The 11,807-nt window shown below is 71.1% G+C and carries 10 protein-coding genes; 5 read left to right on the plus strand and 5 right to left on the minus strand.

The annotated features are described in order from the left end of the window. The 4 genes from D7V97_RS31110 to D7V97_RS31125 form a co-directional block, all read left to right on the plus strand. Nucleotides 1-311, plus strand: a 311-nt coding sequence (locus tag D7V97_RS31110) for an energy transducer TonB (protein WP_147445044.1), incomplete at its 5' end; no start/stop codon positions are given. 14 nt (nucleotides 312-325) lie between these two features. Further along, nucleotides 326-1,753, plus strand: coding sequence for a PepSY domain-containing protein (locus D7V97_RS31115; protein WP_120614265.1), 1,428 nt, complete (start codon nucleotides 326-328; stop codon nucleotides 1,751-1,753). A 298-nt stretch (nucleotides 1,754-2,051) separates the two neighbouring features. Beyond that, nucleotides 2,052-4,331 carry a TonB-dependent siderophore receptor gene (locus D7V97_RS31120; protein ID WP_233583336.1) on the plus strand — a complete coding sequence of 760 codons (2,280 nt, stop codon included), beginning with the start codon at nucleotides 2,052-2,054 and terminating at the stop codon, nucleotides 4,329-4,331. Between the two features lie 20 nt (nucleotides 4,332-4,351). Continuing rightward, nucleotides 4,352-5,032, plus strand: coding sequence for a Fe2+-dependent dioxygenase (locus tag D7V97_RS31125; RefSeq protein WP_120614259.1), 681 nt, complete (start codon nucleotides 4,352-4,354; stop codon nucleotides 5,030-5,032). A gap of 3 nt (nucleotides 5,033-5,035) precedes the next feature. On the opposite strand, the gene D7V97_RS31130 is transcribed toward D7V97_RS31125, so the two are convergent. Beyond that, nucleotides 5,036-5,503 (minus strand): universal stress protein, encoded by a 468-nt coding sequence (locus D7V97_RS31130; protein ID WP_120614260.1) that lies wholly within the window; start codon nucleotides 5,501-5,503, stop codon nucleotides 5,036-5,038. A 139-nt stretch (nucleotides 5,504-5,642) separates the two neighbouring features. Here D7V97_RS31130 and D7V97_RS31135 point away from each other — a divergent pair, with 139 nt between their 5' ends. After that, a complete protein-coding gene (locus D7V97_RS31135) occupies nucleotides 5,643-6,515 on the plus strand; it encodes an SDR family oxidoreductase (RefSeq protein WP_120614261.1) in 873 nt (290 codons plus the stop codon). An 18-nt stretch (nucleotides 6,516-6,533) separates the two neighbouring features. Here D7V97_RS31135 and D7V97_RS31140 read toward each other — a convergent pair whose 3' ends face one another. The 4 genes from D7V97_RS31140 to D7V97_RS31155 all read right to left on the minus strand — a co-directional run. Further along, nucleotides 6,534-7,328: a serine protease gene (locus D7V97_RS31140; protein WP_120614262.1), complete on the minus strand. Its 795-nt coding sequence runs from the start codon at nucleotides 7,326-7,328 to the stop codon at nucleotides 6,534-6,536. 271 nt (nucleotides 7,329-7,599) lie between these two features. After that, entirely contained in the window at nucleotides 7,600-9,087 is a 1,488-nt protein-coding gene (locus D7V97_RS31145; protein WP_120614263.1) for an FAD-dependent oxidoreductase, read from the minus strand. Then, nucleotides 9,084-10,430: a 2Fe-2S iron-sulfur cluster-binding protein gene (locus tag D7V97_RS31150; RefSeq protein WP_120614264.1), complete on the minus strand. Its 1,347-nt coding sequence runs from the start codon at nucleotides 10,428-10,430 to the stop codon at nucleotides 9,084-9,086. The genes D7V97_RS31145 and D7V97_RS31150 overlap by 4 nt, the downstream gene beginning before the upstream one ends. Before the next feature lie 210 nt (nucleotides 10,431-10,640). Beyond that, nucleotides 10,641-11,807: polymer-forming cytoskeletal protein (locus D7V97_RS31155; protein WP_147445045.1), on the minus strand; the 1,167-nt coding region annotated here is incomplete at its 5' end.

Consider the following 11,807-nt stretch of genomic DNA (forward strand, 5'->3'; position numbering starts at 1 on the left):
GCCTCGGCACGGCGCCGGCCCTGTATTCGCCGCGTGAGGTGATGAAGCTGCCGGTGTTGCTCGACGGCAAGCCGGACTACCCGCGCCGGGCCCGCGAGGACGGCATCACCGGGGTGGTGATGGTGTACGTGGTGATCGGCGCGGACGGGCGCGTGGAGCCGGCCTACACGCGCATCCAGCGCTCCGTCCCCGGCCTCGACGAGGCGGCCATCGAGTCCGTGACGCGCTGGCGCTTCTCGCCGGCCCTGGGACACGACGGGCGGCCCGTGCGCGTGAAGGTCGTGATCCCCGTGAAGTTCGCCCTGAAGTGAAGCGACGCCCCACCATGCCCAGCACCCTCCGAAACGTCCTCTTCTGGATCCACCTGGTGTCCGGCCTCATCGTCGGGCTCGTCGTCGGGGTGATGTCCTTCACCGGCGTGGCGATCGCGTTCGAGTCGCAGATTGTCGATTGGGCGGACCGCGACGCCCGCCACGCGAGGCCGCCTCCCGCAGGGACGCCGCGCCTGTCGCTGGAGGACATGATCGCGAAGGTGAAGGCGGCCCGGCCGGGCGCGCAGGTCAGCGCCGTGACGGTGTACCCGGAGGCGGACAGCGTGGTGGCGGTGGCCACCGGACGCGGCAGCGCCGTCTACGTCCACCCCTTCACCGGCGAAGTGCGTGATCAGGGCGCGCAGGGCTGGCGCGCGTTCTTCTCCAAGATGGAGGACGCGCACCGCTGGCTCGCGGCCCCCGGCGAGCAGCGCGCCATGGGCAAGGCCGTGACGGGCGTGAGCAACCTGGCCTTCTTCTTCCTGGGCGTGACGGGCCTGTTCCTGTGGTGGCCGCGCAAGTCGACGCTGCGCTCCATGCGGCCGACGCTGTGGTTCCGCCGGGGCCTCAAGGGCAAGGCGCGCGACTTCAACTGGCACAACGTCATCGGCTTCTGGTCGCTGCCGGTGCTGCTGGTGCTGACGGCCTCGGGCGTGGTGATTTCCTACCGGTGGGCGTCGAACCTCGTCTTCACGCTCACCGGCAGCCCGGTGCCCGCCGCGCAGGGACCCAATGCCTCCGCGCCCGTGCCCGTGCCCACCCCGGCGCCCGGGACGGCGCCCCAGGGTCTGGATGCGCAGTTCGCGGTGGCGATGAAGCAGGCGAAGGCGTGGGAGAACATCACGCTGCGGCTGCCCACGCCTCCCGGCGGTGAGCGCCAGGGAGGCCGGCCCGAAGGCGGTGCGCCCCAGCAGGGCCAGGGCGGCCCGAGGGGCGAAGGACGACCGGAGGGCCAGGGCGGTCCGCAAGGTGAAGGACGCCCGGAGGGTCAGGGCGGTCCGAGGGCTGAAGCGCGGCCGGACGGGCAGGGCGGTCCGCGAGGTGAAGGCAGGCCGGAGGGCCGCGGCGGGCCAGGAGGCGCCGGACGCGGTGGGCCGCAGGCGAGCACCTTCGTTGTTCGTGAGCAGGAGCGGTGGCCGCTGTTCGCGTCGACGCAGCTGTCGCTTGATCCGTACACGGCGCAGCCCCTGCGCACGGAGACGTACGCGGACTTCAACAGCGGTCGCAAGGTGCGCACCTGGCTGCGCTTCCTGCACACCGGCGAGGCGTTGGGGTGGCCAGGCCAGCTCATCGCGGCCCTCGCGTCGTTCGGCGCTGTGTTCCTCGTCTACACGGGCTACTCGCTGTCGTGGCGGCGCTTCTTCCCGCGGCGTCAGGCCCGTCCGGTGGCGCCCTCCGTCGCGACGCCCGAGGCCCCGGAATCCAAGACGCACGCGGCCTGATCCGCCGCCGCGCGCAGCGCCCTTCCTCCCCACGGCCCGGACCGCGCGAGCGACTCCGGGCCGTTTCGTTCCACGCGTCGCCGTGTGGCATTCGCCGGACTGATGCGTGTCAGTGCCGCGAGCAGCCACGGCACGGATCCATTCGAACGTGCCCGGGAAGAAACTTCTTGTTCCGCCAACCCAGGCATTGCATATGAGAATCATTCTCATTTAGGCAGCCCACCCACCGAGGGGACACGTGCCCACCGCCAAGCCCGGTCGTTCTGGAATCCGCTCATCACATGGCAACCCTGGAGGCGTGCGAGGCGCGCTGTGGCCCTGGGGGCAGGCCGTGGGCCTCGCGTCCGCGCTCGCCGCCGGCAGCGCGGTCGCGCAGGAGACGCCGCCCGCCGCCGACGCCCCGGCGCCCGTGCAGGAGTCCCGCCCGGTGGAGGAGGCGACCCCGGCCGTGACGCCGCCCGCTGCTCCGACTCCGGCCCCGGCCGCAGCGAGCTCGGAGGCGCAGCCCACGGAGGAGCAGGACGTCTTCGTCCTGCCGACGGTGGAGGTGGAGGGCGAGGCATCGAAGTACAACGCGACGGAGCCTTCCATCACGCGGCTGCCCAAGCCGCTGCTGGACACGCCGCAGACCATCACGGTGGTGCCGGAGCGGGTCATCGAGGAGCAGCAGGCGACGACGCTGCGCGATGCCCTGCGCAACGTGTCCGGCATCACGGTGACGGTGGGCGAGGGCGGGCGGCAGGGTGACTCGTTCTCGCTGCGGGGCTTCTCCGCGCAGACGGACACGCTGCGCGACGGTGTGCGCGACCTGGGCTGGTACACGCGCGACACGTTCAACCTGGAGGGCGTGGAGGTCTACTTCGGCCCGTCGTCGGTCGTCTTCGGCCGGGGCTCCACGGGCGGCGCCATCAACCTGGTGACGAAGAAGCCCCAGAAGTCGTCCTTCCAGGACCTGCGGCTCACCGCGGGCACGGCGCCGTCGGGCCGCCTCGAAGCGGATATCAACCAGGCGATCAACGACACGGTGCAGGTGCGCGTGAGCGCCACCGGTCAGCTCGCGGACGTGGCGTCGCGCGACGTGGTGCAGGAGAACCGCGCGGGCGTGTCGCCGTCCGTGCGCATCGTGTTGAGCGACAAGGCGACGCTGGACCTGGACTACTTCTACCAGCGCGAGCAGAGCGTCCCGGACTACGGCCACCCGTACTTCAACGGTGCCCCGGTCTCCACCTCGCTGGAGGTGCCGCGCAGCGCCTGGTACGGCGTGGAGGGCTCCGACACGGAGCGCGTGAACGTGCACATCGGCACGGGGCGGTTCCTCTACAAGTTCGGCGGGGGTTCGCAGCTCACCAACACGCTGCGCTACGGCGGCGTGGATCGCTTCTCGCGGCCCACCTCGCCGCGCGGCCTCACGCCGGTGGACGTGCCCACGACCATCGGGCGCGAGCGCTACGAGACGTCCACGGACAACACGTACCTGGCCAACCAGACGGACCTGCGCGGCGTCTTCCAGACGGGCTTCCTCAAGCACACCGCCAACGTGGGCCTGGAGCTGACGCGCGAGTTCCGCGACCAGTACCGCAACAACCTGCGCGCCACCGGGCTGCCCACCGGGCCGAACATCCCCGCGGACCTCTATGAGCCGGATCCCCATCCGGACCTGTCCGCCGTCACCCCTACGTTCGCCTCGTCCAGCAAGACGCGGCAGTGGACGGTGGGCGCGTACGCGGCGGATCAGATTGAGCTGTCGCGCTTCTTCGAGGTGCTGGCCTCGCTGCGCTACGACATCTTCCGCACCGACTACACGGCCGTGAACACCGCGCTGGTGTCCACGCGGCTGGAGAACAAGGACCAGCTCTTCAACTGGCGCGTGGGCGTGGTGGCGCACCCGCTGCCGAAGGCGAGCCTCTACGCGATGTACGGCACGTCCTCCAATCCGTCCGCGGAGGTGGGGACCATCACCTCCGGCCAGGAGCGCCTGGATCCGGAGAAGAACCAGACCTTCGAGCTGGGCGCCAAGGCGGACCTCGTCGCCGAGCGGCTGTCGGTGAGCGGCGCGGTGTTCCAGACGGACAAGAAGAACGCCCGCGTGGCGAACCCCGACCCCACGGGGCCCGTGACCATCCTGGACGGCGCCCAGCGCGTGAAGGGCTTCAACGCGAGCCTCGCGGGCACGGTGCTGCCGCGCTGGAACCTGTTCGCCAACTACACGTTCCTGGATTCGGAGATCCGCGAGAACCCCAACGCGTTCCTCGTGGGCCAGGCGCTCCCGAACACCCCGAAGCACAGCGTGTCGCTGTGGACGACCTACGGCGTCACCGACGCGCTCTCCGTGGGCGGCGGCGCGGTATTCCAGGACGTCACCGCGGTGAACAACCCGGCCAACGAGACGACGGTGCTCAACAAGGTGCCCAACTTCTGGCGCTTCGACGCGTTCGCCCGCTACGCGTTCAGCAAGGTGGACGTGCAGCTCAACGTCTACAACCTCACCGACACGCTGTACTACGACGCCTACTACTCGGGGCAGGCCGCCCCGGCCGAGGGGCGCTCGGCGCTCCTGTCCGCGCACGTGCGATTCTAGAACGCAGGAGGAAGTTCCTGATGATGGTGCACATCCCGCGGGTCCTCACGCCCGAGCAGGTCGCCCACTGCCGCGCCGCCTTCCAGCAGGCGGCGTGGGAGGACGGCCGGGCCACCGCGGGCAGCCAGTCCGCCCAGGTGAAGAAGAACCTCCAGCTCCCCGAAGGGAGCCCCGCCGCGCGGGAGCTGGGGGACCTGGTGCTGGCCGGCCTGGAGAAGAGCCCGCTGTTCATCTCCGCGGTGCTGCCCCAGCGCGTCTTCCCCCCGCTGTTCAACCGCTACGAGCCGGGGATGGACTTCGGCTCGCACGTGGACAACGCCATCCGGCCGCTGCTGGGCACGTCGCTGCGCATCCGCACGGACGTGTCCGCGACGCTGTTCCTCAGCGAGCCGGACAGCTACGACGGCGGCGAGCTGGTGGTGGAGGACACCTACGGGAACCACTCGGCGAAGCTGCCCGCGGGGGACCTGCTCATCTACCCGGCCAGCAGCCTGCACCACGTCACGCCGGTGACGCGCGGCGTGCGGCTGGCGTCGTTCTTCTGGGTGCAGAGCATGGTGCGCGACGCGGGCCAGCGCGCCCTGCTCTTCGACCTGGACACGTCCATCATGCAGCTCACGCGCGAGGTGCCGAAGAGCCCCGCGCTGGTGATGTTGACGGGCGTGTACCACAACCTCCTGCGCCAGTGGGCGGAGCCCTGAGCCCTACGCCTGCTCTGGCGTGACGTGCAGCGTGAGCACCGGACACTTCGCCTGGCCCACCACCTTCTGCGCCACGCTGCCCAGCAGCATGCGCGTCAGGCCCTTGCGGCCATGGGTGCCCATCACGATGAGGTCGTACTTCCCGCGCTCGGACTCCTCCAGCACCACGTTGCCCGCCTCGCCAATCACCACGCGGTGGGAGAGGGCCACGGGCGCGCTGCCTTCCAGGGATTGCAGGAGCGTGGACAGCTCCTTGCCCGCGGAGTCGCGCGCCATCGTCTCCAGCGCCTGCGCGTCCCAGGCGGGCGAGGCCACCAGCAGATCCGGCGCCACGTACTGCGGCGGCTCCCACGCGTGGATGATGTCCACCGTCGCCCCGAAGGGCCGGGCGAGCTGCAGCGCGTATTCAACGATGGACCGGGAGCCGTCCTTCAGGTCCACCGGTACGAGGATGCGTGAAGGGGCAGCCATGGGTGTCCTCCCCGGACAGTGACAGCAAGGGAACGCCCGTCCGCCTCGGGGACAGGCGGGCGCTCACAGGATGGGAGCAACGGAGCGGGCGCGCAAGCCCGTCCGGGCATGGGCAGTTTTCTGTCCGAGGTTCACCTCCATGCGCCCTCCCATCGACCACGGTACCGTGCTCATCATCGGAGCCGCTGGCGGCATCGGCCGCGAGCTCGCCCGCCTTCTCTCCCCGCGTGTCAGGACCCTGGTGCTCGTCGCGCGGGACGTGCAGGAGCTGTCCGCGCTGCGCGAAGAGCTGCTGCTGCGCAACCCGACCCTGGGGGTGATGCTCCAAGCCTGCCGGCTGGATGATCCGCAAGCGGTGGACGAGCTGTTCGAGCACCTGGAGCGCCACTACGTGCGCGTGGACGTGCTCATCAACAACGCGGATCACACGTCCAGCGGGCTGTACGCGGAAGAGCGCTGGAAGCGCATCGAGGAGCTGGTGCACGCGAACGTGCTGGCCCCCGCGATGCTGACGCACCGGCTGCTGGGCCCCATGTTGGAGCGGGGGCGGGGCGGCATCCTCATCGTCGGCTCCGGCGCCGCGCGCCTCTTCCTGCCGGGCGCGGTGATGTTCGCCGCCACGCAGCGCTTCCTGGACGGCTTCAGCGAGTCCCTGCGTCTGGAATTGGAGGACGCGGGCATCCCCGTCACCTTCGTGGCCCCGGGCCCGCTGGCGCTGGAGCCGTCGCTGCCGGACGAGGTGACACCCTTCTTCGAGCTGTCCCTGCGCCAGTGCGCCCGCGAGGCCCTGGCGGGCTTCGAGCGGGGCGAGGCGCTGGTGTACCCGGGCCTGGGACACCGGTGGATGATGCGGCTGCTGCGCCTGTTGCCGCGGTCCTTCAAGCGGGGCCTGGGACGGCTGGCGCTGGGCGGACTGCGCAGGAAGCTGCTGCTGCATCCGTCCGGGCCCGAAGCGGGAGCGCCCCCGCGGCCGGTGCTGCTGGCCGGGGGGGAGCCCTCGTCCGCGACTTGAGACAGACAGACGGGACGACTACAGGCCGATCTCCGCGAGGCGGGCCTTCACGCGCGTGGCCTTCACGCCGGTGTTGGCCGTGCCGCGGCCCTGCGAGTCACCCCCGATGCCGATGTGGTGCAGCGCCACGACCTGGTTCGTCGACGTGGAGATGACGGGCGAGCCGGACGAGCCGCCCAGCGTGTCCGCGTTGTAGGAGATGTCCGTGGTGCTGTAGTTGCCGTTGAGCACGCTGCCGGGCGAGGACTTCTTCGTCGGGACGCAGGACGGGGTCGTGTAGTAGTCGCAGTTCTGGTTGACGACGTACACGGACGCGTTCGTCGCCGCGTTGGTGCTGGAGACGGTGAGGAAGCCGTACACCGCACCCGGGAGCTGACCGTTGACGGCCGAGCAGCGCACCGCCGTCATGTCGTCGCTGCTCCACGTCTTGATGAACGTGGCGCACGGGTACCAGATGCGCGAAGCGGACGCGACGCCGTCCTCGTAGTTGAACGACACGCGCGCGCCCACCGCGTCCGCGGCGCTGCCAATGCAGTGGTTGTTGGTGATGATGACGTCGTTGGACACCAGCCACGCCGTGCAGCGGCTGCCCACCGCGGGGATGGAGAGGTAGCCCACCGGCAGGGACTTCGCGCGCTGCGTGCCCGTGAGGGACGTGGCGCTCACCCAGTTCAGCGACCCGACGATGACGTTGGACTCCTGCGACGCCAGCGGGCCCGTGGGCTCCGCGTCCGGCACGTCCATCGGCTCCACGGAACCACACGCCGTCAGGCCCATCACCAGCATCGCACCCATGAGCTTCTTCGCGACCATCGGGAACCTCCTTCGCGCGGCATTGCGCGGCGCGAAGGGCAAGGCACTTCGCGTGCCAGCGCATGTCCCCGAGGAGGCCAGGCGCACCCGCACCGAGCGGGTGGTGCGTGGATGCTCCGTGCAACCCGGTTGCGTTTGTAAAGAAACGTCACATCCCCGGGCGAATCCCCAGCCATCCCGGGGGCTTGCGCGGATTCCAAGGAGTGCTGTTTTTACGGACAATCAACCCGGCCCTGTCCCAAGCGGAGACAGGGCCGGGCGGGGGGCTTTGCTACCCGATGATCATCTCCTCGCGCTCCAGGGTGCCTTCCTTGAAGCGGCGGAGGTTGAAGCGGGTGAAGAGCTCGTCGGAGTCGCCGGAGGTCATCCACTGGGCCATCCGCTCCGCGACGGCGGGGGCCATCATGAAACCGTGGCCCACGAAGCCGGAGAGCTGGAGCAGGTTGTCCAGGCCGGGGGTGCGTCCCAGGATGGGGTTGTTGTCCGGGGTGACGTCGTAGAGGCCGCCCCACTGGCGCAGGACCTTCACCTGGCCCACGTTGGGCAGCTGCTCGGTGAGGGCGCGGGCGAAGCGCGACACGAAGCGCAGGGTGCTGCCCATGTTGGGGCCGGCGGGCTCCTTCGGGTCGCCCATGCCGCCCACGATTTCACCGCGCATGGACTGGCTGAAGTACAGGCCCGTGTCGAGCACCGACACCAGCGGCGACAGGAAGGGCTTGAGCGGTTCGGTGCTGAGGATCTCGTGGCGGTGGGGCTCGTTGGGGAGCGCCACGTCCACCAGGTTCGCGACCTGCGGGCTCCACGCGCCGGCGGCGAGCACCACGGTGTCGCAGGCGATGTCGCCCCGGTCCGTCTTCACCTTGCGCACCTGGCCGTTGCTCGTCTCGAAGCCGGTGACGTGGGTGTACGTCTCCACCTTCACGCCGCGCTTCACGCAGCCCTGCGCGTAGCCCCAGAGGAAGGCCCAGGGGAAGATGACGCCGTCCTCCGGGTTGTACGCCGCGGTGAGGCAGTCCTTCATCGTCAGGCCGGGGACGATGTCGCGCGCCGCGTCCGGGGTGATGATGCGCGTGGGCACGCCGTACTTGTTGTGCAGCACGGCGTTCTTCTCCAGCCGCAGCGCGGTGTCCTTGCGCTTGGCCAGGAAGAGGTAGCCGCCCTGGCGCAGCCACACGTTGACGCCCAGGTCACGCGCGAACACCTTCATCAAGTCGATGGAGCGCTTGGCCAGCTCGATGAGCGCCGGGGTGCCCCACTGCATGCGCACGCCGCCGCCGTTGCGGCCGGACGCGCCCGCGCACAGGTAGCCGCGCTCCAGCACCACCACGTCCGTCTCGCCGCGCAGGGCCAGGTTGTACGCCAGCGACAGGCCCATGATGCCGCCGCCGATGATGACCACCTTCGCCTTCTGCGGCACCGGGCCTTCGGGCCGGAGCGCGGACGGGAAGTGCTCCAACTCCTGGGGCACGCCGCCCATGGGGGGCACGGATTCATCCACGGGCGCGCTCGCGAGCACGCGCAGCTCCGTGGGGTACAGCGGCGGGCGGGGCGTGAAGGGCACCACCGCGTCCGGCTTGAGCGCCTTCGACTTCTGCAGGAGCGCCGCGACCGCGGAGTGGCAGCTCTTGCCCTGGCAGATGCCGGTGCCGAAGCCCGTGTAGCGCTTCACCGACTCCACGTCGCGGTAGCCCCGCTCCATCGCGTGCTCGACGTCGGTGACGGTCACGTCCTCACAGGTACAGACGAGCGCCTTGCTCATGACAGCCCTCCCAGGAGCGCCTGGGCCGCGCGCTGCCCCATGGCCGCGGCGTCCTTCGCCGTGCCCGCGTGCGCCACGTCGCCCGCGACGAACACGTCCGGGGACTGCGTGCGTCCATCCGCGTCCGCCTCCACGCGGAAGTGGCCCGCGCCCTCGTCGAACGCCACCTTCGCGCCGCCCTGGCGCGCCAGCTCGAAGCCCGGCGTCACCGGCACCGACACGATGATGGCGTCGCACGACACCTTCTGCTTGCGGCCACCCTGGGGCGTGAAGCTGAGCGCCCCCACGCCGCGCAGGCCGTGCGCCTTGAGCCCGTCTCCCACGCACGCCTTGGGATGCGCGTTCGCGGGCAGCGGCCCCTTCAGGTCCACCACCGCGGCGATCTCCACCCCGCGCTGGGCCAGCAGGTGCACCAGCGCGTGCAGCTCCGGGCCGTGGCCCACCAGCGCCGCGACCTCCGGGGCCACGTCATGGCGGCGCAGGAGCAGGCTCGCCGCGCGGCCCGCGTACACGCCGGGCAGGTCGTTGTTCTCGAAGGGGAGGGTGGGAGGATGGCCGCCCACCGCGAGCAGGAAGCGCTTCGCGTACACCTTCAGGAGCCGCACGCCCTCCGGCTCCTGCGACACCACCGCGAGGTAGCGGCCGTGCTCGTCGTCGTACAGGCCGATGACGGTGGCGCGCCGCACCACGCTGCCCTGCGGGAACGCGGTGGGCTCCGGCACGAAGGGCGCGCCGTCCTCGGGGGCGCCGTGGGCCAGCCGTCCGCCCAGGGTCGCGTCGCGCTCGAAGAGCAGGAAGGGCACGCCCTTGCCGGCCAACACCCGCGCCGCTTCCAGGCCCGCCGCGCCGCCGCCCACGATGGCCACGGGGACGTGGAGCGTGCGCGGAGGCAGGGGCGGGGGACCGGGCTCCTGGGGCAGCAGGCCCAGGCCGGCGAGCTGCCGGGCGACGCGCGCCATCACGTCCTCGGCCACCGGGACGCCCGCGAACATCTCGTGGTGGTCCAGGCGCTTGGGGAAGAACCAGTCGATGGTCTCGAAGATGTCCACCTTCGCGGACGGGTACGCGTTCTGCCGCTCCAGCCGCATGCCCTCCTTCGCGGGGGTGCGGCACGTGTAGACGTTGGGCAGGCCGTCCACGCGCATGAGGCAATGCGAGCAGGCCGCGGCGAAGCAGAAGGGCCCGCGCGGGCGGTGGTACTTCACGGACCGGGAGAGGACGTTCTCGCCCGCGGCGATGAGGGAGCACGCCACCGGCTCGCCTTCGATGGCGGGGATGCTCTCGCCCTCGAGGTCCACGGTGATGGCCCTGCCGCGCGGGGTTGCGTCTGGGAGGCGTCGCATGGGTGCCGCGCAAAATGGCGCACCGGACCCGGGCGGTCAAAGCCTGTCGGCGTCCGCACGCCCGCCACCCACAGCCCCCGCCGACAGCGCAGGTGATGGCGCGTGAGCGTGGCACTTGTGGGGAAAGCAAAAGCCCCACTCCCGGTGCGCGGGGAGCGGGGCTTTCATGACGCGGCGGGGCAAGCCCCGGGGGCCGTCAGGCCGGGTGCGTCAGACGGGGGCTTCGTTCCGGGGGAAGATGGGCTCCGGCATGCCCCGGGGGCGGTAGCCGAACCGGGTGCGGATGACGGCGCCGAACGCCAGCGGGATGAGGAAGAGGTTGAGCATCACGCCCAGCACCGGGATGTGGCTGACGAGCAGCAGCAACGCGAGCCCCATGGCCAGCACCCCTGCCTGCGTCTTGCGGCCGCGCAGCACCGGAAGCCGCGTGCCCAGCTCGGAGGCGATGGCCGCGTAGCCCAGCGCCGTGCCCAGCATGGAGGCGACCAGGAGGGCGAACGCCACCGGGATGCCGATGAGGGTGATGCACAGGACGACGGTGAGCGGGATGAGCGCCAACATCCCGACGATGCCCACGACCGCGACCTTGCCGGGGCGTCCGCGGATCTCCTCGCCCAGTTCCTTCATGCGCGCCGGGAAGAACATCTGCCCCAGGAAGCCCAGGCCGAAGAGGAGCGCGAACTGGAGGATGAACGAGGCCAGCCCGTCACCCCGGCTCTCGCGCTCGTCACCGTCGTCATCGTCGTCAGTGTTCGCCGAGGCGGGGTCGCGGACCTCGTGCATGCCGCGCTTGATCTCCCCCGCCACCATGCGGCCCAGCCCCGCGCCGCCGAAGGACTCCGTGCTGCCCTCCACCCTGGCGCCGGCCTCCTTCTGCACCTGGCCGCCGAAGGCGGACACGTCGCCATCCACCTCCGCGTCCGGGCCCAGGATGACGTTGCCACCGAAGGCGTGCGCGTCCCCCTCCACGTGGCCGTGGATCTCCAGGTTGCCGCCGAAGGCGACCGCGTCGTCCTCCACCGTGCCGCGCACGATGAGGTTGCCGCCGTAGACGACGGCGCTCTCCACGGACTCGCCTTCCTTCACCTCCAGGTTCTGTCCGCGCGCCACCACGTCCCGGGCGCCGCGCTTGCCCCGCCGGAAGTTCTCACGGGCGCGCTGCATCTCCTCGCGCACGCGCTCCTTCACCTGATCGGCCTCTTCCCTCGCGGCCTCGGCGCGGTCCCGGGCGGCTTCGGCGCGGGCCTCCGCGGCCTCCCTGCGCGCATCGGCGGCATCCTCGTCCTGGTCCTCGTCGGGCGCGGGCGGCGCCGGGGGCGGCGTGGCGGCCATCATGGGCGGCGCCGGCGGCACGGGGGCCACGGACGGGGTGGGCGC

The sequence above is a fragment of the Corallococcus sp. CA053C genome (assembly GCF_003611675.1).
Lineage (GTDB): Bacteria > Myxococcota > Myxococcia > Myxococcales > Myxococcaceae > Corallococcus.